The organism is Streptomyces sp. NBC_00557, assembly GCF_036345995.1.
Classification (GTDB): Bacteria; Actinomycetota; Actinomycetes; order Streptomycetales; family Streptomycetaceae; genus Streptomyces.
Genome location: NZ_CP107797.1, coordinates 279,444 through 302,572 on the forward strand (window position 1 = coordinate 279,444; position 23,129 = coordinate 302,572).

The following is a 23,129-nucleotide window of genomic DNA, read 5'->3' on the forward strand; positions in this document are numbered from 1 at the left end:
CCGCGCCCCAGGAAGGAAGAACACCGTGCCGAAATTCGAGATCGACGAGATATCCGCAACCGACGTCGACGGCTTCTGGGAACGCTACGTACTGCCGCGCAGGCCCGTCGTCATCCGCGGGATCTACGCCGACCAGCCCATCGCGGAGGCGGCCACGCTCGATGGGGCGCGCCGACTGCTCGGCTCCATGCCGGTCCTGGTCCAGGACGAGTACACCCGCCAGATCGACTACACCCGCAAGGAGGCGACTGAGGCACAGCAGAAGGCCCCCGATCCGGTCCTCAGCACGCTCGCCGAGTACCTGGACGGATACGGCTCCCAGGAGAAGAGCCGCAAGGTGGTCACGGAGTGGGACCTGCCCACCGACCTCCTGCAGAGCTTCACCCTGCCCGAGTTCTGCCGGCCCACGACCCCGCACCACAGCCTGTACCTGCACTCCTTCATCGCCGGTCCGCACAACTGGGCCCACCTGCACTTCGACATGGACCAGCGGCACGTGCTGCTCGCCCAGGTCTTCGGCAGCAAGGGCGTGGCGCTGTTCCCGCCCTCGTCGTCCCCCTGGCTGCACCCCTTCGGGAACTTCGGGTCGATCTCCCTGCAGGTGATGGACCCGGAGGAGCGGCAGAACTTCATCGAGCTCGCCGGCGGCGCCTACGCGGTCATCCATCCGACCGACGCGATCTACATTCCCCCGCTGCTGTGGCACTACCTCGACTACCTGGACCTCGGCGCCTCCTTCAACGTGCGCTTCGGCCGCAACCCCTACAGCAAGTTCCTGTCGGTGGAGAACTTCCTCGCCGACCAGTACCTGCAGGCGGTGGCGGAGCCGTTCGCGGGCATCGCGCCGGAGGCGGAGCCGGACGCGGCGCAGCGCGAGGTCCTCGAGGAGGTCATCGAGGCGTTCAACCGGGACTACGACTCGCGGCACGACAAGTACCGCGCGATGCGCCAGGTCTTCCGCGACCTGCACGGCAGGCAGGGCCTGACGCCCGAGCTGCCCCTGTTCCTGTTCTCGCTCGACGACGAGACCGACTACTACGACCAGATGCGGCTCAACAACAACTTCCTCTACCGGCCCGGCGTGCGCACCTCGATGGAGGCCATCACGACGCCGGAGCCCCCGGCGACGCCTGCGCAGCTGGCCTCGCTGGACAAGGCCGTCGCCGCCAAGGGATACCCGGGCCCGCTGCTCGACAAGGTGCTGTTCAACAAGTTCGGCCGGACCTCGCTCTCCGACCTCAACCGCGAGGAGGCGTCCCGCCTGCTCGCCTTCCTGCGCTCGCCGTCCGGCGCCGTCCCGGCGGTGGCCATGACCACCCAAGGAGCATGATGCCTTCCATCGGTACCGACGCACTGCGCGCCAGCGTCCGCGAGGTCGTGCTCCGGCTCGCCCCCGACCGGCCGGCGCAGGCGACCGCCGAGCTGCTGCTGCGGGAGGACCTCGGCTACGACTCGCTGGCCCTGGCCGAACTGGCCTTCGCCCTGGAGGAGATCTTCCAGCTGCCGCCGCTGCCCGGCGAGGAGACGGCCGACGTCAACAGCGTGGCCGACCTCGAAGCCCTCGTCACCGGCCTGGCCGAGCGCGGCGGCACGACCTTCGACGAGGAGCGCGTGCGCAAGGAGCTGGCCCGCCTCACCCCGCAGGGCGCACAGGCGGGGGAGCAGGACGTCACGTGAAGAGCACCCATCGGCACAACCGACGGGATCTGATCGGGCTGGCCTGGCAGTCGGGCCGGGGGAGCACGGCCCTGCTGTTCCTCACCATCGTGATCGGCGGCGTCGGACCCGCCGTCTTCATGCTGCTGGTCGGCGTCGCGGTCGGCCGGCTGCCGGAGGCGGCACGGCTCGGCTTCGACGACGGGGCCGGCCGGGTCGCCGGCCTCGTCGCCGCCGCCGGTGCGGTCTTCCTGGTCACCCAGGTGGCCGGCAAGATCCGGTTCGCGGTCGGTGAGATCCTGGGGCAGCGGATCGAGATCACGCTGCGGGAGCGGGCCATGCGTGCCTGCTCCATCGACGACGGCCTCGACCACCTCCAGGACGACCGGACCCGTGACGACCTGGCGATCCTGTCGGGGGCGGCCGGCGGGCTGCCGCTGGAGCGCGCGGTGGCGGGCCTCGCCGAGGTCACCTCCGCCCTGGTCGGCGCCGTCGGCCCGCTCCTGCTGCTGATGTTCTTCCACGTCTGGGCTGGCGCCGCGGTGGCGCTGGCCTGGTTCGCGGTACGGATCGTCGCGGGGCGCGAGAACGGCAAGCGGCTGGAACTCCTCTTCGGCCAGGCCCACGTCATGCGCCGCGCCGAGTACTTCCGCAAGCTCGCCGTGCAGGGCGCGGCGGCCAAGGAGATCCGGGTCTTCGGGCTCCGGGACTGGGTGCTGGCCCGTCTGGACCAGGAATGGCTGGCCGCCATCCGGCCCACCTGGCGGCGGCGCCGGCCGAGCGACGCCAAGATCCTGCTGCTCTCCTGCGTCCTCGTCGCGGTCTACGGCCTGGTCTTCTGGCGGCTGGTCGACGACGGGGTGAACGGCGGCCTGGAGACCGGGGCGTTCGCCGTCTTCCTGCAGGCGCTCATCGGTGCCTCCGCGGTATCCGGCGGTACGGCGGCGTTCGGACTGGACGTCGCCCTGGCCCCCGTGTCCGCGGTGCGCCGACTGGAGGAGCGCAAGGCCGCCGCCTCTCGTGGCGCGGCGGCCCGCACGGCGAAGGACCTGACGGTACGGCGCCTGGAACTGCGGGACGTGACGTTCGCGTACGACAGCAACGGCGACCCCGCGGCCGACGCCACGACCGACGGCACGGACGCCGCGGCGAACGCCGCGACGGAGCGCGGCGAGGCACACGGCGAGGACCGCGGTGAGCCGTACGGTGAGACGCGCGGCGAGAGCCGCAGCGAGTTGCGCGGCGAGACACGCGTTGCGCCGGACGGTGAGACGCGCGGCGAGAGCCGCGACGAGCTGCCCGGCAAGACACGCGGTGGGGGCGGCGTTGTCCTGCACGGCGAGACGCGCGACGAGTCACACGGTGAGCCGCACGACAAACCGCACGACAAGACCTCCGCCAAGCCGCGCAGCGCCCCGAGGCCCGTCCTCGACGGCGTGTCCTTCAGCGTCGCCGCCGGCGAATCCGTCGCCCTGGTCGGCGAGAACGGCGCGGGCAAGACCACGCTGCTCAAGCTGCTCGCGGGGCTGCTGGATCCCGCCTCGGGCCGGATCGAGGCCGACGGAGTCGCACTGCACGACCTGGGCAGGGCCGACTGGCGGCGGCACCTTGCCATGGTCTTCCAGGACTTCGCCCGCCTTCCGCTCACCGTCGCCGAGAACGTCCACGTACTGCGCGCGGACTCCGGCGACGAGCAGACCCGCAAAACGGTGCTGGACTGCCTCGAACGCGTCGGCCTGGGGGAACGGGTGGCGCGGCTGCCCCACGGCATCGACACCGTCCTCGGCGCCCGGCTGCCGGGCGGCGTCGACTTCTCCGGCGGCGAGTGGCAACGCCTGGCCCTGGCCCGCGCGTTCTTCACCCTCCACCAGGGGGCCCGCGTCCTGCTGGTGGACGAACCCACCGCGAGCATCGACCCGTCCGCGGAGACCGGGTTCTTCGACCGGCTCCTCGACGAGACCGAAGGAATGATCCGCATCGTGGTCTCGCACCGCTTCAACACCGTGCGCCGGGTCGACCGGATCGTCGTCCTGGACCGCGGGCGGGTCGTCGAGTCCGGCTCACACGACGACCTCATGCGCCAGGACGGCCTGTACCGGCGGATGTTCCTCGCCCAGGCCGCGCCGTTCACCGAGCAGGGGGGAGTGCGTTGAGCGTGGACAACTGGCGGGGCACGGCGGCCATGGCACGCCTCGCGCTGCGCACCGATCCGGTGCGCGCGGTCGGCGCCGTGGTCATGACCCTCGCCATCTCGGCCCACCCGGTGCTGGTCGCCCTGCTGATCGGCCGGCTCACCGACGCCGTGGTGAACGGCGACGATGGTACGGCCATGACCTGGGGCATGGTCCTCGCCGCCGCCGTCGCGAGCTGGCTGGCCCTGCTCTGGTACACCTTCGGGCTGCGCACGGTCCTGGAGGAACGCGTCAGGCACGCGGTGGAGATGAACATCGCCGCGATGAGCATGGCGCCGTGGAGCATCGCACATCACGAGGATCCCCAGGTCGCCGAGGAACTCGCCCTCGTCGAACGGGACGTCAACCGGCTCGCCCAGGTGATCATCTTCCTGCTGACCCTCATGGGCGCGCTCGGGCAACTGGCCTTCGCGGTAGTCGTCCTCGCCGACGTGCACCCGGCCCTGCTGCTGCTCCCCGTCCTCGGCCTGGTGCCGGTGTGGGCGAGCCGCCGCGGCGACCGGTGGCGGCAGCGTTCCCTCGAACGTGCCACGCCCGACGACAACCTCGCGCGCGAGATGTACACCGTGATGTGCGGCGCCGGGCACGCGCAGGAGCTGTCGGTGCTCGGCGCGCAGGAGGCCGTACGGGCACGTCACCGTCAGCTCTCCGAGGCCGCCCAGCGCGAGCGGGAGCGCGGAGCCCACCGGTCCTTCCGCGCCCAGGCCGACGCCACCGTCCTGTTCGCGGCCGCCTACGTCGCCGCGGTGGCCGTCGCCGTGCTGGCGGCCGTGGCCGGGAAGGCAGGCGTCGGCGACGTCCTGCTGACCGCGACGCTGGCCGCTCAGGTCACCGGGCAGGTGACCATGGCGACCGACGCGGTGACCCAACTCGTACGCGCCCGGGCCACCGCCGACCGCTACCTGCGGATCGCCGACCTGACCACGGCCGCCGAGGAGGGCGGGCGGGAACCCGGCGACACGGGCGGCGGGCTCTGCCTGCGGGGCGTCACCTTCACCTACCGCGGCGCCGACACCCCCGCCCTGCGGGGTGTCGACCTGGACGTCCCGGGCGGCCGGACCATAGCGGTCGTCGGCGAGAACGGCGCCGGCAAGACCACCCTCGCCAAACTCCTGTGCCGGCTGTACGCCCCGACCGGAGGCACGATCACCTGGCACGGCACCGACCTCGCGGACGTCCGGCCCGATGCCTGGCGGGACGGGGTGTCGGCGGCCTACCAGGACTTCGTCCGGTTCGAGACCGAGGCCGGGCACGTCGTCGGGCTCGGTGACCTGCCGCGCATCGACGACACCGACGCCGTACGCGGCGCCCTGGCCCGGGCCGACGGGCAGGGGCTCGAACAGTCGCTGCGCGACGGCCTGCGCACCCGGCTCGGGCGCTCTCACAGCGACGGCACCGAACTGTCGACCGGCCAGTGGCAGAAACTGGCGGTGGCCCGCTCCATGATGCGGGAGACCCCCCGCCTGCTCGTCCTCGACGAGCCCACCGCCTCGCTCGACGCCGAGACCGAGTACCGGCTGTTCCGGCACTACGCCGAGGCCGCCCGCACCGTCACCGCCGACGGGCGGGGCGTCGTCGTGGTCATCACCCACCGCCTCGGTTCGGTGCGCTTCGCCGACCGCATCGTCGTCATGGCGGGCGGCCGGATCGTCGAGTCGGGTTCCCACGACGAGCTCATGGCGGCCGGCGGCCGGTACGCCGACCTCTACCGGGCGCAGGCCGACGCCTACGCGATCGAAGGACCACCAGCAGCGGACCAGAAGGAGAGCGGTGACAGTGGTGAGCACACCCCCCAACCCCTATGAGGAGTACATCCGGGTCCGAGAGCTGCTCGCACTCCACTCACCCCGCACCGCACTGCCGGGCGAGGACCTGTTCGTGACCGTCCACCAGGTGTCCGAGCTGTGGCTGGCGGCCCTCCTGCGGGAGACCCGCGGGGCCCGGCAGCTGCTGCTGGAGGAGGACACCGCGCAGACCGCGCGCCGGCTGCGCACCGGGCTCGACGTGCTCGCGCAGCTCTCCGGCACGCTCAACACGCTCTGCGGCATGCTGCCCACCGAGTTCGCCGCCTTCCGGCCGGCCCTCGGCCCGGCCTCCGCGGTCCAGTCCCGGCAGTACCACGAGTTCGTCCAGGCCTGCCGGGGCCCGGGCCCGTCCCTGTGGGGGGCCTTCGCCGAACTCGCCGAGCGCCGCGGCGGACTGGCGAAGGTCTACGGCAATCCGGACACGGGCGTCCGCGAGGTCGCCGAGCTGCTGGTCGACCTCGACGACGCGCACTCCGAGTGGATGGGCTTCCACCTGCGGCTGGTGCGCCGCCAGATCGGATCCGCCGACGGCACCGGCGGCGAGTCGGCCGACTATCTGCGCCGCCGGCTGGACGTGCGGCTGTTCCCCGAACTCATCGACGTCCGGCCGGAGTTCCACCTCGCCGAGGAGGTGCCCAGCCAGTGACCCGGGCCCATGACCTGATGAGCTACGCCACAGGCCGGACCCTGGCCCCCGCCTCCCACGAGCAGGAGTGGATGCTCTTCCTGGCGCGGATGCGTCGCACCGGCACCTTCAACATGCCGCGCCTGTACGAGATCGGTCCCGAGACATCGGCCGCCGAGGTGAGCGACGCAGTCGCCCGGGTCGTGGCGCGCAGCCCGCTGCTACGCGTCCGCATCGGACGGGAGGACGGCCGGTTCGTCCAGCGGGTCGAGCAGGCCGACGCCACGGGGCAGGCCCGCCCCGAGCTGCTGAGCGGGCCCGACCCGCTGGCGCTGCTGGGCGAGTTCGTCCGGCGGCCCCTCGACCCGCAGGACGGCCGGGTCTTCGCCAGCGCCCTGGCGCCGCTGCCCGGTGGCGGACACGCCTTCGCCACGGTCGTGCACCACACCGTCGCCGACGCCGTCACCCTCGACGAACTGGAGCGCCGTATCGGGCTGGAGCTCGACGGCAGGGGCGACGAGTACGGCGAACGCGTCTGCTATCTCGACTACGCGGCCTGGCAGCACGACACGTACGGCCCACGGCTGGACGCGCTCGTCGACGAGTCCGTCATCGCCCTGAAGGACGCCCGGCCCAACGAACTGCCCGGCGTCGGGCTGCGCTCGCGGGCCCCCGGGGCCGGGCTCGCCGCCTCCTTCGGTCTCGACTCGGTCGCCGACGACAACCTGCGCGCGCTGCTCACCGAAGAACGGGCCAGTCCCTTCATGGCCGGTCTCGCGGCCCTGTCGATCGCCCTGCGGAGCCTGTCGGGCCAGTCCGCCGCGCTGATCGCCATCGAGGTCTCCACCCGGCGCCTCAGGCCGCTGATGGACACCCTGGGCCCCTTCATCAGCACCGTCCCCGTCGTCCTGGACGCCGAGGACAGCTTCCGCCGGGCGCTGCGCGCCGCCCGGGAGACCACGCTGCGGTCCTTGGAACTGGCCCACGTCCCCTACCACCGGCTGCTGGCCCGGCCCGAGTTGCGGTCGCTGCGGCGCCGCAGCGAGGCAGCGGTCGACGTGGTGTACCAGACCTTTCACGAGCAGGAGGCACCGGCCGGCGGGCGGCTGCGCCGGATCCCCTACGGCATGGAGGGCGCGGGCTTCACCGCCGACCTGCACATCTCGATGCACGAGTCACCCGGGCACCGGCGGCTCGGTATCGGCCACTCCCCGCGCGTGCCGTCCGAGACCGTCGCCGAACTCGCGCGGCGTTTCGAACAAGCCCTCTCCCACGGCGTGACCGACCCGGACGCGCCGCTCAACAGACGGTCGACGAACGAAAGAGGCTCCACGCACCATGACAGTGGCGAATGAGGCGGCCCGGACCGCCGAGAACCGTGACACGGGCTCAGCCCTGTGGAAACTCTCCGTCGGTGTCACGGTCGGCGCTTTGGCGGGTCTGCTGGTCGGCGGCGTCCTCGGACGCCTGGTGATGTTCGGGCTCCGCTTCACCTCCCCCGAGTCGTCCATGGGCAAGACGACCGACGCCAAATCGACGATCGGCGAGTGGAGCCTGAAGACGTTCGGGCTCCTGGAGACCGGGATCGCCATGGGCGCGCAGGTCGGCGCCCTGTACATCCTGGTGCGCCCGTGGCTGAACACCGGCAACCGTCCGCTGAAGACGTGCCTCTTCGGCGCCACCGCCGGCGGGGTGCTGTTCATCCACCCCGACGGCGTCGACTACTACGCGGTCAAGCCGCTCTGGCTGACCGTCCCGTCGTTCATCCTCCTGGCCGCCGTGTTCGGTTACCTGCTCAGCCTGTGGACCGAACGCGCGATCGCGACGGAGCGGTTCCAGGCCGCGCCCGCCTGGCAGTTGTGGATCCCCGTCGTGCTGTGCGTGCCGGCCGTCCTCCACGTGAGCCTGCTGCCGCCGACCGTGCTCCTGGTGGCCGCCGCGCTGCTGGCCACCTTCGCCCGGGGACGGCTGCAGGGCGTGGTGAGGGGCTGGAGCGGCCCGGTGACCAGCTGGATCGGTTCCCGGCTGCTCTTCCTGCTGGGCCTGGCCAACGTCGTCCTCATCGTGCGGGCGGTAGCCGAGATAGCGAACAAGAGCCAAGGGAGCTGACCATGCAGGGCAACGACGTGACCGTACCCGGCCTGCTCGACTGGCTGGACGCGCCCCGCGCGGACCGCGGCGTCAACATCCTGGACCTGGCGGGGGAGTGGCAGTACACGCCCTATTCCGACCTCGCCGAGCACACGAAGGCGGCGGCGGCCGCGTTCACCGCCGCCGGCGTACGGCCCGGCGACGTGGTCTCGATCATCCACCGCAACGGCCCCGGGTTCATCGCCGCCTTCTTCGGCGCGCTCGCCGCCGGGGCCACACCGTCCCCCGCCGTGCCTCCGGCCCTGTTCCAGGACCGCGCGGCGTACAGCCGGCACGTGGGCGCGATCCTCGACGTGGCCGCCCCCCGCGTGGTCGTGCTCGAACCCGAGCTGCTGGACCAGCTCGGCCCGGGACTGCGCGACCTCGGCCATCACCCGCTGGCCCTGGAGGAGACCACCGGCACTCCGGCCGGCTCCCCTTCAGCGGACCGTGCGGCGCTGCCCCCCACGGCGCTGCTGCAGTTCACCTCGGGCTCCTCCGCCACCCCCAAGGGCGTCGCCGTCTCGCCGCAGGCCCTCCACGCCCAGATCAGCATCCTCGTCAGGTGGCTGGGCTTCCACTCCGGCAACGCCTGCGGCACCTGGCTGCCCATCCACCACGACATGGGCCTCGTGGGCATGGTGCTGCCGAGCGTGGTGACCCAGTCCAACCTCTGGGTGATGCAGCCCGACCAGTTCATCACCGGTGCGAGCCGGTGGCTGCGGCTGCTCGGCAGCGGCAGGGTGCAGATCACCGCCGTACCGCCGTTCTCCCTCAAGCACATGCTGCGCCGCGTGCGCGACGAGGAGCTGACGGGCTGCGACTTCTCCAAGGTGCGGGTCAACGTGGTCGGCGCCGAACCCATCGACGGTTCGGTGCTGGACGAGTTCACCAGGCGCCTGGCCCCGTTCGGCTGGCCCAGCGGCGCCCTCGTCCCCGCCTACGGACTCGCCGAGGCCGTCCTGGCCGTGTCCGGCAAGGACCTCGACGCGCCCGTCGACCGGGTCCTGGTCGACCGGGGCCGGCTGCGGCTCGGCGAGAAGGTCGTGGTCGACTCCGGCGAGGTCCCGGCGGCCGAGGCCCTGGACCTGCCGGCCAGCGGCCGCGTGCTGCCGGGCGTGACGGTCGAGGTGCGGGACGAGGCGGGAGACCCCGTGCCGGACGGCGTGCTCGGCGAGATCGTCGTGGGCGGCGTCTCGCTCGCCGACGGCTACCGCGGACACGAGCCGTGGCCCGGCGAGTTCGTCACCGGGGACGCCGGGTTCTTCTGGAAAGAGCGGCTGTACGTCCTCGGCCGGCTCGGGGACAGTCTCAAGGTGCGCGGCGTCCAGCTGTTCGCCGAGGACATCGAGAACGCGCTGAGCGGACTCGAGGCCCTGGGGAAGGTCCGCTACTCCGTCGTGCTCGGCAGCCTCGACGGCCGGGACACCGTGGCCGCCCTGGTGGTGAAGAGGCCCGGGGAGTGGAGCGAGGAGGTCTACCGGGCACTGCGGCGGCAGGCGCGTGGCCTGCGCGTGGTCGTCGCCGCCGTGAACCGCGGGGCCCTTCGCCGTACCTCCAGCGGAAAGCCGAAGCGGCGCGCCATGTTCGAACAGCTCATGACCGGAACGATCGACGGAGTCGTCGTGCACGACTCCGCCAACGACCCCGCCGAGGAGGAGCAGTGACCGTCGACGCACTGGAACAGATGGAGGCCGACGAGGAGCGCGTCATCTCCCCGGCGGAGCTGTTCCGCAAGTGGGAGCAGGGGCAGTGGCGGCTGACGGAGCTGCCCATCGCCTCCGACGCCGCCGACTGGGCCGCCATGCGGCCCTACGCGCGCGGTGAACTGGAGTCGATGATCGAGGGGTTCGTGCTGGGCGAGGCCGCCGTCAGCAACACCCTCTCGCCGCTGGCCGACGCCGCGCCCAGCCTGGACGCCCACCAGTACCTGTGCACCCAGATCGCCGACGAGGCGCGGCACACCCGGTTCTTCGCCACCTACCTGCAGGAGATGCGGCGGTCCCGGCCCAGCCACGAGGAGGTCATCGCGGACGCGCTGGCGAGCGCCGGCGACGCGGTGTCGACGATCTTCGACGAGGAGCTGAAGGCCCGCACCGACCACGTCCGCTTCCACCCCGAGGACACCCGCGCCTGGTACGAGGCGGTGACGTACTACCACCTCATGGCGGAGGGCGTCCTGGCCATGTCCGTCCTCGGGGCCATGCTGTCCATGGTCCGCCAGCTACGAGGCAGCCTCCCGGTCCTCCACACCGGTCTGCGCAACGTCATCCGGGACGAGTCGAGGCACATGGCGTTCGGGATGTACGCGGCCAGGGAGGGCGTGCACACCGGTCACGGCGACGCCGTGCTGGCCACGATGATGGAGGCGATCCCCCAGGTCACCATGGCCCTGGTGGCTCCCGAACGGAAGCTCCCCGGAACCACCCTGCCGCCCCTGCGCGCCACGATCGGCAAACAGCACGCCCACCGGTACGCGGGCGCCCGCCGCACCCTCCTGCGCCGCATGGAACTGATCGGCCTCCAGGCCCACACCGGCGAGGCCGGCCAGGCCTGGGACCTCTCCATGAAGGCGGCCATGACCGAATACGAACACCGCCACGGCGACCCCCACCCGGCCGGCGAGTGATCCGCGAGTAACCCGAACGACCGTCCCGGCCGGCACACTGTCGGCGGGGGCGGTCGTGGTTGTGGGCGCGGGCCTTGTCGGCGGGCGAGTGATCCCGATGACCGTCCCGGCCCGGCATCGGCGAGGGCTGTCGGCCGGGACGGTCGCGGTTCTGGGCACGCGCCTTGTCGGCGGGCGAGTGGGGTGCCGGCGTTGGGTGCGGGCGGGACCGGTGCCGCGAGGCCCGCGGTCGACGGAGCGCCGCTCCCGGCGGGCGAGTAACCCCGACAGCCGTTCCGGCCGGCATCCGCGAGGGGTGCCGGCCGGAACGGTCCCTGTTTCCGGGCCCGCGTCACGTCGGTGATTCAGGCCGCGTTGACGGGCCGTCAGCAGCCGGACAGGATGCTGACCAACGGGGCCGCGGCTTCCATGTCGCGGCCCTGGATCACGACGTAGCTGATTCCGAACCGTTCGCGCAGTCCGAGGATCTTGTCCGACATCTCGGACACGCTGCCGACGAGCACGTTGGGCAGCGTGGCCAGTGTCTCGGGCGGCATGCCCAGCCGCCGGCTCAGACCGTCCAGCACGGTGTGCGGTCGGGGGGTGACCCAGAAGATGCCCACACCGACCTGGAGTTCGAGCTCCGAGAACCGGTCACCGGCGCCCTCGCGCACCCACGCCAGCTTCCGTTCCGTCTCCTCCAGCGTGATGTCGTGCACCTGTGCCTCGCCTGCGCGCAGGTTGTGGTGCACGCCGACGATGTCGGCATGGCGGCCTGCCATCCGCAGGATCCGCGGCGAACCACCGCCCACCAGCAGCGGCACCTTCTCCTGCGCCGGCTCCGGCGCCCCCTCGAACCCCGTCACCCGGTAGTGCTTCCCGGCGAAGTCCACCCGGCCGTCGTCCAGCACGCTCCGCAGGATCCGCACGGACTCCTCCAGCCGCTCCACCCGCGTCCCGGCCGGGTCGAAGGGCAGGTCCACGGCTTCGTACTCCTCGCGCATCCAGCCCGCGCCCAGGCCCAGTTCCAGCCGCCCGTCGCTGAGCAGGTCCAGCGTCGCCGCCTCCTGCGCCAGCATGACCGGATGCCGGAAGTCGTTGCACAGCACGAGCGTGCCCAGCCGCAGCGTGGACGTGGCGTCGGCCGCGGCCATGAGCGCGGGCATGGGGGCGAGCTGCCCGCCACCGAAGTGGTCGGGCAGCACGAGGGTGGAGAAGCCGAGGCCTTCGGCCCGGCGGGCCGCCTCGACCCACTCGTCCCGTGTTCTCGCCCCGATGAACTGGATTCCGAACCGGAACTTCATGCCGTCCTCGACAGGATGTCGTGCATCCTCCCACCGAAGAACCGCTCCTCCTTCGCCTTGTCCACCGGCTCCCGCGCCAGCAGCTTGCGGAAGTCGGCGGTGGGCGTCGACGACCCTTCCGGGTGCGGGAAGTCGGAGGAGAAGACCACGCAGTCGTCCAGCTCCTCGATGGCCCGCTGGACCCGGTCACCGGGCTGCGCCACCACGAGGACCTGCCGTCTGAAGTACTCGCTCGGCTTCAGCGGCAGCGACCAGCGGCCGGTGATGTTGCGCAGCACCGGAAGCGTCAGCAGGTAGTCCAACGCCCGGACCCAGTCCGGCGCCCACCCGGAGGCCTGGTACTCCTGAAGCGTCAGGTGGAAGTTGGGGTAGCGCTCGAAGACGCCCGCCGCGATCAGCGCGGCCGACACCATCTGCGGGGTCGCGGCCGAGATGGAGGCCAGCACATAGCCGACGTCCTTCAACTCCGCCCGGCCCGTCTGGTACCAGCCCGGCGCCACCTGGGGCCCGCCCAGAAAGCCGAAGTGCAGCACACCGAGCATGCCGAGCTCCTCGGCGGCCGCCCAGATCGGCTCGTAGTCCTCGTGCGCGACCGACTTCCCGGCGGGCGGGCGGCCCGGGATGAGGAAGGCCCGTGCGCCCAGTTCGCGGGTGCGCCGCAGCTCCGCCACGCACCACTCCACGTTCTCCCACCACAGCAGCGTGGTGGTGAGCAGCCGGTCGGTGTGCCCGCTGACGACACCGGCCGCCCAGTCGTTGTAGGCCCGGATGACGCGCGGGACGTCCTCCGGCTCCAGGTACTCCGACACCCGGTCGACGGTGACCAGGGCCGACGCGGGGTTGATGATCTGCGCCTGGATCTCGTTCTTGTCCATCCAGGCGAGCCGCTCGGCGGGGAGATAGCCGCCGAAGGGATACGCCATCCCGCGGAACCGGCTCTCGTTCGCCGCCGCGGCGGCCTCCTTGAGGGTGGCGAAGCCGGCGAAGAAACCCTGCGACTGCTGGATGGACGCGGTGAGCCGCTCCGCGTCCACGGCGAGACGGTCGGCGGGCGCCGCGTCCGAGAAGAACGAGAACAGGTCCTGCGTCGACGTCCGGAAGTACCAGCGCGGTTCGATGCGCGCCGCCAGCTTCTCGTCCGCCTCCACCAGCCAGTCCGGGGGTTCCTGGAAGTGGCTGTCGACATCGATGATCAGGGTCATGGCGCTCCCTCAGGTGAGGCTCGTGGAGAGTTCGGCGATCGTCGGGTAGTCGAAGATGGCCCGCACGTCGAGATCGACGTCGAGTTCGGTCGCGATCTGCTCGACGATCTCGGTGGCCAGCAGCGAGTGCCCGCCCAGGTCGAAGAAGTTGTCGTACACGCCGACCGTGTCGAGGCTCAGCACCTCCGCCCAGATCCGGGCGATGGTCTCCTCCCTGGCATTGCGCGGACCCACGAAGTCCGTGCCCGTGTCAGGACGTTCGGTGTGCGGGTCGGGCAGCTGGGCGTGGTCGACCTTGCCGTTGGCGTTCTTCGGGAGGCTGGTCAGCGGGTGGTAGACCGAGGGGATCATCCAGTCGGGCAGCGCGGCGCCGAGGTGGTCGCGGAGCTCTCCCTCGGTGGGCTCGTGCCCGGGCGCGGACACGATGTACGCGACGAGCCGCGCGGCCCCGCTGGAGTCCTGGGCGGCCACCACGGCCGTCTCGCGGACGAACGGGTGGGCCAGCAGCCGCGTCTCGACCTCGCCGCACTCGACGCGGTAACCGCGGATCTTCACCTGGCGGTCGGCACGCCCCTCGAACGACAGGGTGCCGTCCGGGTTCCAGTGCCCGAGGTCGCCGGTGGCGTACATGCGGGCGCCCGGGACGGCGGAGAAGGGGTCCGGGAGGAACTTCTCGGCGGTCAGCGCAGTGCGGTTCAGATAGCCGCGGGCCAGTCCGACGCCGCTGAGGTGGATCTCGCCGGTCTCGCCGGCCGGCACCCGCTCGCCCCTGTCGTCGAGGACGTACACCTCTGTGCCGTCGATCGGCGTGCCGAGGACGGGCGCGCCCTCGGCACCCGCGGGGACCGGACCGGCGGCGCCGATCACGCTGTACTCGGTGGGCCCGTAGTGGTTGTACACGGTGAAGGAGACGCCCGCAGGCGGGTGTTGGGCCAGCCGGTCGGAGCCGGTCAGCAGGACGCGCAGTTTCACCTGCTGGGCGTACGGGCTGTCGTAGAGGCGCTCGGCGAGCAGCGGCGGCAGGAACGCCACCGTGATGCCCTGCTCGCCGAGCCAGGCGAGCGTCGCGTCGGGGTCCTGCTTGACCGTCTCCGGCGCGGCGACCAGCGTCGCACCCCCTGCCAGTGCGCCCCAGGTCTCCCAGCAGATGGCGTCGAAGGCGACCCGGGCGAGCAGCGCGTACCGGTCCTCGCCGGTGATCTGGTGCGTGCGGACGTTCCAGCGCGACAGGTTCACGATGCCCTGGTGCGGGACGAGCACGCCCTTGGGCCGACCGGTGGAGCCGGAGGTGTAGATGACGTACGCGCAGTGCTCACCGGTCAGTTCGGCGGGCGGCGGGCCCTGCCGCACCGTGGCGGCGGCCTCCTTCTCCGCGTCCCGCACGTCCAGGACGCGGGCCGCGGCGTCCTGCGGCCAGTCGGCGGCGATGCCGGGCTCGGAGAGGACCAGGCCGGCGCCGGCGTTGTCGATCGTGTAGGCCAGCCGCTCGCCGGGGTCGGCGGGGTCCAGGGCCAGGTACGCGCCCCCGGCCTTGAGCACCGCGAGGTAGGACACGACGAGCTCGATGCCGCGCCGCAGGCAGACACCGACCACCGCATCGGGACCGACACCCCGCTCGCGGAGCACCCAGGCCAACTGGTCGGCGCGGGTGTCCAGTTCCGCGTAGGTCACGCGGTCGTCGCCCGCTTCCACGGCGACGGCGTCGGGCGTGGCCGCGGCCTGGGCCGCCACCAGCTCGTGCAGCAGACGGCCGGCCGGTGCGGCGTCCTGGGGGAGGGTCATGACTGCTGATTCCTTTCCGCCATGGTGGTGTCCTTGGAGTGCCCGGTGCGCAGGGCTTCCTCGCAGATGTCGATCACGGAGCCAATGAACTTCGCCATCCAGGAGGATTCACTGACGCTGGGCTCGCGCAGGATTTCGGGATGCTCTTCCAGAAAACGCAGGGCGTCGGTCTGAGGGAGCGCGTCCTTGGCCAGTTGGTCATAGCCGGCGGCACGCCTTTCGTAGGCTTCCCGGGTCTCGCGGGCGCCGGTCGCCGCGTGCGGGACCTGCTGGCCGAAGAGCAGGACGTCATGTCCGAAGGCGCCGAAATTGACGGTGCCGCCGACACTCAGGTCGGACGTCGAATAGGTGAGGGCGCCCAGTTCGCCGAAACGCGCCACCAGATGCTCGACAGCGGAGATGTCGGTACGGCTGCGGCAGGCCCTCCAGAACTCGGTGTCCCGGCGGGTGTTGAAGCGGTAGTGGATGGACAGGAACCCCCGAATGAAGTCCCAGGTGTCCGCGATCGCTCCGTTCACCGCGTCGGTGGTCTTCGGCGTCAGCCGGCCCGCGCTCTCGGCCAGCGCCATGGAAAGCAGCAGCGACTGGCGGCAGATGACGAACAGGCCGGTTGATTCCAGGGGTTCGACAAAGCCGTAGGAATTACCGATGGCCGCTACGTTCCCCTTGACGAACTGGTCGTGCCGGCCGGAGCGGAACCGCACCTTGCGCACCGGCCCGAGACCGGGGTACACGCGGCGGAACTCCGCCTCGGCGTCCTCGTCCGAGACGAACGCGGAGGAGTAGACGTAGCCCAGGTGGTCCTCCTCCCGCATGGGGATGGTCCAGGCCCAGCCGTTGTCCATGGTCTGCGCGCGGGTGTACGGCTTGATGGTCCCGTCGTGAGCGGCCGTACCGAACAGGGCGCTGTCGGTCAGCAGACTGGAGCCGTACGACAGGAACGGGGAGCCCATCGTCTTCTCCAGGAGCAGCGACTTGAAGCCGGTGCAGTCGATGAAGAAGTCGAAACGGTGGCGCCGCCCCTCCGTGTCGACGACCGACGTGACGAGGCCGTCAGGGCCCTGCTCGACGTCAGTGATGGTGCAGTCGACGTGGGTGATGTCCCTGGCCAGCGCCGTCTCGCGCAGATAGGCGAGGAACCGCTTGTTGTCGATGTGGTAGCCGAACGGGTACAGCGCCTCCAGCGAGAACGGCGGCTGCGACCCGGACCGGACGACGAGGTGGCGGTGCTCCGACATGAGCACGGACTCGAGCGTGCTGCGCCGGATGTGCCCGTCGTACTCCTGCGACTCGGCGACCGTGCCCGTGTCGAACGGGTAGTTGAAGTAGTGGTCCTCGTCCGTGCCGCCCCAGTTGAAGCGGATGCCGAGTTTGTACGTCGGCCGGACCTTCCGGTAGAAGTCCTCGATGTCGAATCCCAGCACCTTGTAGAGGAAGGGCGGGAATTCGGAGGTGGTCGCCTCGCCGACTCCGATGACCGGAATGCTCGACGACTCCAGCAGGCTGATCTCGGTGTCCGGGAGATGGGCCCGGAGGGTCAGCGCCGCCAGATATCCGGCACTCCCTCCGCCGACCACACCTATGGAACGTATCGCCTCGGTTTCGGGCATGCCGGTCAGGCCTCCTGGGTGATGGGATGCTGGATGAGATGCGCGGCCAGAACATCGAGGATTCCGGCGGCGTTCTGGTGGAGATGGAAATGGCCGCCGCGCATGATACGCAGGGAGAATTCGTGCTGCGTGTAGTCGCGCCACCGCTCCAGTTCGGCAGGCCTGACGAAGCGGTCGACCGAGCCGCCGAAGACGTGCAGCGGACATTCCAGGGGAGCTTCCTCGGAATGCCTGTAGCTGCTGACGGCGGCGAAGTCCGCGCGCAGCACCGGCAGGATTTCCCTGATCAGGTCGGGCTGTGCTCCGGGGCCGTTCGAAAAAGCGTAGGAGAGCCCGTTGAGGAAATCCAGAATCGCCTTGTCCGGAACATCGTCCAGAGCGTGCGGCCGCAGGGTGTGCGGCGGAGGGAACGAGGAGACGGCCAGCGCTGCGGGCAGCGCCCGTTCCAGGCGGCGCGCCCGACGGGCCAGCGCGAAAGCGATCAGCGAGCCTGCGCTGTGCCCGAAGAAGGCGTACGGCCGGCCGGCCACGGCCTCCTCCACCGGCCGGGCGGTCGCCGCCACCAGCGCGTCGAAGTCGGTGAGGAAGGGCTCCCCGGCCCTGTCCTCCCGGCCCGGAAGCTGAACGGCCATCAACTCCAGTCCTCCAGGCAGGACACGGGCCCAGCGGCGGAACGCGGACGCGCCACCCCCGGCGTGCGGGAAGCAGACCACCACCGGGGCGGTAGGCCGCTCGGGTCCGAAACGCACCAGACGGGCCTCAGACATCCCGTCCTCCCGCCACCGCACCGGTCCGGGAGGGCGCGGGCTCCGCGGATTCGGACGCCGTGCCCGGGGAGAGCCCCGCGGGCAGCGCACGCGGCCACCCCATCCGGTCCCCGAGGTCCAGGAGCAGGGCCGGCAGCAGCACCGGCCGCACCACGAACGCGTCCAGCAGCACCCCGAGCGCCACGACGACGGCGACCTCGACGACTCCGACCAGCGGCACCAGCGCCAGCGCCGAGAACGTGGCGGCGACGACCAGCGCGGCGCCGGTGAGCGCGGGGGCCGTGACGGCGACCGCGCGGTGCACACCGGCCTCCGTACCGAGGCGGGCCCGCTCCTCCTGCACCCGCCTCAGCAGGAAGACGCCGTGACCGACGCCGAAGGTCATCAGATAGGCCAGGGAGTGCAGCGCGAGCGTTCCGTCCTGGCCGGCGAAGCCGAAGACCGGCCGGTGGGCGGCCACCGACAGGCCCAGCGCCGCCGCGTAGGCGAGGACCACGCTTGCGACCAGCACCAAGGGAGCGACGACGGAGCGCAGCAGCAGGCCGAGCGCCAGCGCCAGGACGAGCAGCAGCAGCGGGATGACGACCATACGGTCCCTGGACTCGGCGTCCTGCCTGTCGAGCGCGATGGCGTCCTGGCCGCCGACCACGGCGTCCGCGCCGGGCACGTCGCGCAGGGTCTCCCGCAGGTGCCGCACGGTCTCCAGGGCCGCCCGGCCGGCCGGGGCAGAGGTCGGCGTCGCGGTGATCAGGGTCAGCTCACCGGCCTGCGCGACCCGGCGGGGCTGCGCCAGGCCCTCGATGCCGCGCACCGCCGCGAGTGTCCGCTCCGCGGCGTCGGACCGCGCGATGACGATCACGGGGCACGTGGTGCCCGCGGGGAACCCCTTGGCGAGCATGCGCTGACCGGCGACAGCCTGGGGTTCATGGGCGAAGGAATCGTTCGTGCTGAGACCGGTGTGCGAGCCGAGCAGTCCCAGCGACAACGCGCCGAGCACCGCGGTCGTCGCCGCCCAGACCAGCCGGGGCCGCCGGCCGACCCGCTCCGAGAGGCGACCCCAGAAGCCCGACTCCGGCTCCACCGTGGTTCCGTGCCGGGGTATGCGGGGCCAGAAGATCCAGCGCCCGAACACCAGCAGGGCGGCAGGCAGCAGAGTCATCGACACGGCCAGCGCGCACACCACGGCCACCGCACTGACCGGCCCGAGCCCACGCGTCGTCTCCAGATCCGCCGCCGCCAGGCTCAGCAGGCCGACGACGACCGCGACCGCGCTCGTGACGACGGCCCCGCCGGCCCGGGGAAGCGCGGCGCGCATCGCCTCGTGCCGGTCGGCGTGCGTGCGCAACTCCTCCCGGTACCGGGCGATGAGCAGCAGCCCGTACAGGGTCGAGCCGCACAGCGCGAGCACGGTGAGCAGCCCCTGCGACAGCGTCGTGTACGTGAGTCCGGTCGCCTTGCCGAGCAGGTAGACCATGCCCTCGGCGACCGCCAGGGCGAAGGCCGCGACGGCCAGCGTCACCGCCCACAGCAGGGGACTGCGGTGGGCGACGACCAGGACGACCAGGAGAACCAGCAGCGTGCCGAGGAACAGCGCCATGTTGACGTCGCGCATGATGTCGGCGTTGGCTGTCGTGTAGCCCGCCTGACCCGTCACCGCCACGTCCAGCCCGCCGTCGCCCCGGCCGACCAGACGCTGGATGGCCCGCACGGAGTCACCGACGTCCGCCGTCTCCTCGAAGCTCAGCTCGGTGCCGGGCACGGGAAGGTCCACCTCGACGACGGCCGTCCTGCCGTCCCGGGCGAAACGGGCCTCGTGCACCTCGGCCCCCTCGGTGATCTTCCGCTCGACCGCCTCGCGGTCGCGGTCGATCCGGGCCCGGTCGGCGTCGGTCAGCGAGGACGGGCGCTGATAGACGATGAGCGCGGGCAATTTCTTGCTCTGCGGGAAGCTCTGGTATTTCTGGTCGGCTGTGACGGATTCCGCGGAGTCCGGCAGGGCGCTGATGCTGCTGTTCTTCTGCAGCGTGAACATCTTGCTGCCCTGGGAGCCCACGAGAAGGAGGAGGAATAACCAGGCCAGGAGAACAAGCCACTTGGTTCGTCGCCCTGCCGGTATCCCAACGAACCGAGCAACTCTACTCACAGCGATCGCTCCTTCGATTTATCTCACGCCGGGGCCGCGCCACCGTAGCTCCGGGGCGGGAGCAGACTCAAGGAATGGTCTGGTGCGCTGCCCGGCGCGCGGGAAGACGTGTCCCGTCGACGGGACACAACCCTTGTCAAAGCAAAGGCTTGGTGACTTTCTGGAGGATCGCGGACCCGTTGTCGAAGAGATAGAAGTGGTCACCGGGGAAGAGATCCAGCGAGAACTCCGTTTCGGTGAGCCCGGCCCAGCCCTCCAGCTCATGCGGAGCGGCGAAGGGATCCGCATCGGCCGCGAAGGCGTGGATGGGACACGGCAGGGGCCGCTCGTCACGCAGTCGGTAGCCCCCGGCCAGCGCGAAGTCGGCCCTGAGGATGGGCAGGAACATCTCCAGGAAACCCTTCTGGGTGAGCAGGGTCTGCGGTACGTACCGCCGCTTCAGCAGGAAGTTCAGCAGTGTGTCGTCAGGCTCCTCGTGCAGCGGGTCCGGTATGCGTACCTGCGGCGACGGGTATCCGGAGACCCCGAGGCACACCGGGCCGGGAAGGCCCTGCCGGCGGCGGAGCAGGGCCAGTTCGTAGGCGACGAGAGCGCCCACGCTGTGCCCGAAGAAAGCGAAGCGGCGGCCGTGCAGAATCTCGGCGAGTCCGGCCGCGGTCTGAGCCACCAGTGTGTCGAGGTCCGGAATCAGGGCCTCACGGATGCGCGTCTCCCGGCCGGGAAAACGCACCGCGAGAATCTCGACCTCCAACGGGGCCACGGTTCGCCAGCGCTGATAGGCCGACGGCCCGCTGCCGGCGTGGGGAAAGAGCACGAGAAGAGGGCGGTCCGGTCGTGAGGAGCCGATCCGGGAAACCCATTTGCTGCTCATCCGTCATCTCCTTTGCCGTTTCTCCGCGCATACGTCGCGGCGCCGTGGGCTCAGATGCCCGGGCGATCCTCTCTCAGGCGACGGATCCACGGGAGTCCCGCACCCGCATACGACGGCGGTACGTCGCCGCTCTGGCGTGAAAAGACGTCGAACGAGCACGATGCGTAAGGCGTGCGGGGCCGATCCGGTGAGCCCGCGTCATCAGGGAGGAATTCTCGTGCTCGCGTTGAAAGCCGTCGATTTCCAGGACCTCGACGAACTGGACCTACTGGATCTGAAGCTGCATGCGACGGCCGATCTGGGACCTCTGTGGAAGAGGCTCCGGCGGGAGGCTCCCGTGTGGTGGCACCGTCCGCGCGGAGACGTTCCCGGGTTCTGGGTCGTCACCCGGTATGCCGACGTGCTGAGCGTGCTCAAGGACCACAAGAGCTTCACGGTCGCTCGGGGGAACATGCTGGGGACCCTGCTGCACGGGGGCGACACCGCGGCCGGGCGGATGGTCGCCGTGTCGGACGGCCGGTGGCACGCGGGCCTGCGGCGGCTGATGCTCTCGGGCATCGGACCCCGGGTGCTCGACCTGGTCAAGGACATCATCGAGACCACGACACGCGACCTGGTCGGCCGGGCACTGGAGCGCGGCGACTGCGACTTCGCGCGCGACGTCGCGGCGCAGATCCCCCTGACGGCGATCTGCGAACTCCTGGGAGTGCCGCCGCAGGACCGGTCCCGCGTCCTGGAGCTGACGAACCAGGCGATGCTCTCCGGCGGGGCCGAAGAGCCCGGTGTCGAGATCCGCGTCGCCCGCAGCCGGATCCTGCAGTACTACGCCAACCTGGCGGCCGTACGCGGCGACGTCCCGGGCAGCGACATGGTCAGCCTCCTGGCCACCAGCGAGGTCGACGGGCGCCGGCTCACCAAGGAGGAGGTGCTGCTCAACTGCTACAACCTCATCGTCGGCGGGGACGAGACCGCGCGGCTGGCGATGAGCGGGGGACTGCTCGCGCTGATGGAGAACCCGCAGCAGTGGCGGCGGCTGCGCGCGGACCCCCGCCTGGTCGACCCGGCGGTCGAGGAGATCCTCCGGTGGACCTCGCCGGCCTCGCACATCGGGCGGACCGCCCTGTCCGACGTGACACTGCACGGCGAGGCGATACGGGCGGGCGATGTGGTGACCGTATGGAACGTCTCGGCCAACCGCGACGAGCGGGCGTTCCCGGAGCCCGACCACTTCGACATCGGGCGCTCCCCGAACCGGCACCTCACGTTCGGCCACGGCCTGCACTTCTGCATCGGAGCGGTCCTCGCCCGGCTGGAACTGCGCACGATGCTCCGCGTCCTGCGCGAGCAGGTCGCCTCGGTGGAGATCCGGGGCGAGGTACGACGCATCGAATCGAACTTCATCACGGGCGTCAGCAGTCTCCCGGTGACGCTCAACAAGGCCGCGTCTGCCTGATCACGATCCATAAGAGCTGATAACCGCGTCGACGGCCAGCGAAGCGAAAAGCAGCGTGAGGTAGACGATGGATCCGTGGAAAAGCCCCATGGTCTGCGGATCGCGGTCTCGTCGTACGGCCTGGTGAATACTGTGCACCTTGACGAGAAAAGCCCCACCCAGGCCGATCGACACGACGCCGTAAAAGGGCGTGGTGGGGGCGAGTGGCCATACGGCGACCGACGAGAACACCATGAGCCAGCTGTGCACGATGCTCTCGGCCAGCACTCGTCGGGTGGAAGCCACCACGGGCAGAACTGGAATGTCGGCCCTGGCGTAGTCGTCCCGGTATTTGATGGCGAGTGCCCAGAAGTGCGGCGGCTGCCAGAAGAAGACGACCAGGAAGAGGCAGAGCGCGGTCCACGACAGGGACCCGGTGACGGTCGCCCAGGCGATCAGCACCGGGGCGGATCCGCACAGGCCGCCCCACAGCGTGCTCTGCGCCGTCCGCCGCTTCAGCAGCAGGCTGTAGACGAGTGCGTAGTAGCCGATCGCGCAGAGGGTGAGGACGGCGGCGAGGAGGTTGGACAGGGCTAGGAACAGGCCGACGGACACCACACCGAGGCAGGTTCCGAAGATCAGCGCCGCGCGCGGCGCGACCTGGTGCCGGGCCAGTGGACGGTTTCTGGTTCGCTCCATCAACTGGTCGATGTCACGATCGATGAAGCAGTTGAAGGCACCGGCACTGGCCGCCGCACACGTACCACCGACGACTACGACGAGAAAATCACCGAAGGACGGAAATCCTCGGCTTGCCACGAAGAGAGTGGGAAGGGCCGAGACCAGCAACAGCTCGACGATGCGCGGTTTGCACAGAGACAGATAGGCACCCGCGATGTCCTTGACGGACGGCCGGTTCGGGGGAACGGCGAGAGGAACGCTCGTGCTGATGTCGTTGACGTCGGTGACGGTCATGCTTTTCTCGCTGTTGAGCGTGCTCAA

Annotated in this window: 18 protein-coding genes; 10 read left to right on the forward strand and 8 right to left on the reverse strand. The window is 70.9% G+C overall.

Annotated elements, in window-relative coordinates:
- The first annotated feature begins 25 nt into the window (after positions 1–25).
- Genes OG956_RS39900 through OG956_RS39940 form a run of 9 tightly spaced genes read left to right on the forward strand, consistent with a single transcriptional unit; the run spans position 26 to position 11,037 of the window.
- Positions 26–1,330: a cupin-like domain-containing protein gene (locus tag OG956_RS39900; RefSeq protein WP_330343257.1), complete on the forward strand. Its 1,305-nt coding sequence runs from the start codon at positions 26–28 to the stop codon at positions 1,328–1,330.
- Complete coding sequence (locus OG956_RS39905; protein ID WP_330343258.1) at positions 1,327–1,677, forward strand: hypothetical protein; 351 nt, start codon at positions 1,327–1,329, stop codon at positions 1,675–1,677. The genes OG956_RS39900 and OG956_RS39905 overlap by 4 nt, the downstream gene beginning before the upstream one ends.
- Positions 1,674–3,809, forward strand: coding sequence for an ATP-binding cassette domain-containing protein (locus OG956_RS39910; protein ID WP_330343259.1), 2,136 nt, complete (start codon positions 1,674–1,676; stop codon positions 3,807–3,809). The genes OG956_RS39905 and OG956_RS39910 overlap by 4 nt, the downstream gene beginning before the upstream one ends.
- A gap of 2 nt (positions 3,810–3,811) precedes the next feature.
- Positions 3,812–5,653, forward strand: a complete 1,842-nt coding sequence (locus OG956_RS39915) for an ABC transporter ATP-binding protein (protein WP_330343260.1) — start codon at positions 3,812–3,814, stop codon at positions 5,651–5,653.
- Positions 5,628–6,299: a tryptophan 2,3-dioxygenase family protein gene (locus OG956_RS39920; RefSeq protein ID WP_330343261.1), complete on the forward strand. Its 672-nt coding sequence runs from the start codon at positions 5,628–5,630 to the stop codon at positions 6,297–6,299. Before OG956_RS39915 ends, OG956_RS39920 begins: the two co-directional genes overlap by 26 nt.
- Positions 6,296–7,633, forward strand: a complete 1,338-nt coding sequence (locus tag OG956_RS39925) for a condensation domain-containing protein (protein WP_330343262.1) — start codon at positions 6,296–6,298, stop codon at positions 7,631–7,633. Before OG956_RS39920 ends, OG956_RS39925 begins: the two co-directional genes overlap by 4 nt.
- On the forward strand, positions 7,617–8,387 hold the full coding sequence (locus tag OG956_RS39930; protein WP_330343263.1) for a hypothetical protein: 771 nt from the start codon (positions 7,617–7,619) through the stop codon (positions 8,385–8,387). The genes OG956_RS39925 and OG956_RS39930 overlap by 17 nt, the downstream gene beginning before the upstream one ends.
- A 2-nt stretch (positions 8,388–8,389) precedes the next feature.
- Complete coding sequence (locus OG956_RS39935; RefSeq protein WP_330343264.1) at positions 8,390–10,075, forward strand: AMP-binding protein; 1,686 nt, start codon at positions 8,390–8,392, stop codon at positions 10,073–10,075.
- Positions 10,072–11,037, forward strand: coding sequence for a ribonucleotide-diphosphate reductase subunit beta (locus tag OG956_RS39940; RefSeq protein ID WP_330343265.1), 966 nt, complete (start codon positions 10,072–10,074; stop codon positions 11,035–11,037). Before OG956_RS39935 ends, OG956_RS39940 begins: the two co-directional genes overlap by 4 nt.
- Before the next feature lie 365 nt (positions 11,038–11,402).
- Here OG956_RS39940 and OG956_RS39945 read toward each other — a convergent pair whose 3' ends face one another.
- The 7 genes from OG956_RS39945 to OG956_RS39975 all read right to left on the reverse strand — a co-directional run bounded on the left by OG956_RS39945 (position 11,403) and on the right by OG956_RS39975 (position 20,695).
- Positions 11,403–12,320 carry a TIGR03621 family F420-dependent LLM class oxidoreductase gene (locus tag OG956_RS39945; RefSeq protein WP_330343266.1) on the reverse strand — a complete coding sequence of 306 codons (918 nt, stop codon included), beginning with the start codon at positions 12,318–12,320 and terminating at the stop codon, positions 11,403–11,405.
- Positions 12,317–13,522, reverse strand: coding sequence for an amidohydrolase family protein (locus tag OG956_RS39950; RefSeq protein WP_330343267.1), 1,206 nt, complete (start codon positions 13,520–13,522; stop codon positions 12,317–12,319). The genes OG956_RS39945 and OG956_RS39950 overlap by 4 nt, the downstream gene beginning before the upstream one ends.
- 9 nt (positions 13,523–13,531) lie before the next feature.
- Positions 13,532–15,304: a non-ribosomal peptide synthetase gene (locus OG956_RS39955; protein ID WP_330343268.1), complete on the reverse strand. Its 1,773-nt coding sequence runs from the start codon at positions 15,302–15,304 to the stop codon at positions 13,532–13,534.
- On the reverse strand, positions 15,301–16,914 hold the full coding sequence (locus OG956_RS39960) for a tryptophan halogenase family protein (RefSeq protein WP_330343269.1): 1,614 nt from the start codon (positions 16,912–16,914) through the stop codon (positions 15,301–15,303). Before OG956_RS39960 ends, OG956_RS39955 begins: the two co-directional genes overlap by 4 nt.
- 5 nt (positions 16,915–16,919) lie before the next feature.
- Positions 16,920–17,681, reverse strand: a complete 762-nt coding sequence (locus OG956_RS39965) for a thioesterase II family protein (RefSeq protein WP_330343299.1) — start codon at positions 17,679–17,681, stop codon at positions 16,920–16,922.
- Positions 17,674–19,713 carry an MMPL family transporter gene (locus OG956_RS39970; RefSeq protein WP_330343270.1) on the reverse strand — a complete coding sequence of 680 codons (2,040 nt, stop codon included), beginning with the start codon at positions 19,711–19,713 and terminating at the stop codon, positions 17,674–17,676. Before OG956_RS39970 ends, OG956_RS39965 begins: the two co-directional genes overlap by 8 nt.
- A 247-nt stretch (positions 19,714–19,960) precedes the next feature.
- Positions 19,961–20,695 carry a thioesterase II family protein gene (locus tag OG956_RS39975; protein ID WP_330343271.1) on the reverse strand — a complete coding sequence of 245 codons (735 nt, stop codon included), beginning with the start codon at positions 20,693–20,695 and terminating at the stop codon, positions 19,961–19,963.
- A gap of 217 nt (positions 20,696–20,912) precedes the next feature.
- Here OG956_RS39975 and OG956_RS39980 point away from each other — a divergent pair, with 217 nt between their 5' ends.
- Positions 20,913–22,148, forward strand: a complete 1,236-nt coding sequence (locus OG956_RS39980; protein WP_330343272.1) for a cytochrome P450 — start codon at positions 20,913–20,915, stop codon at positions 22,146–22,148.
- Here the strand turns inward: OG956_RS39980 and OG956_RS39985 are convergent, their stop codons facing one another.
- Positions 22,149–23,129 carry a heme o synthase gene (locus OG956_RS39985; protein ID WP_330343273.1) on the reverse strand — a complete coding sequence of 327 codons (981 nt, stop codon included), beginning with the start codon at positions 23,127–23,129 and terminating at the stop codon, positions 22,149–22,151. It lies immediately after the preceding gene.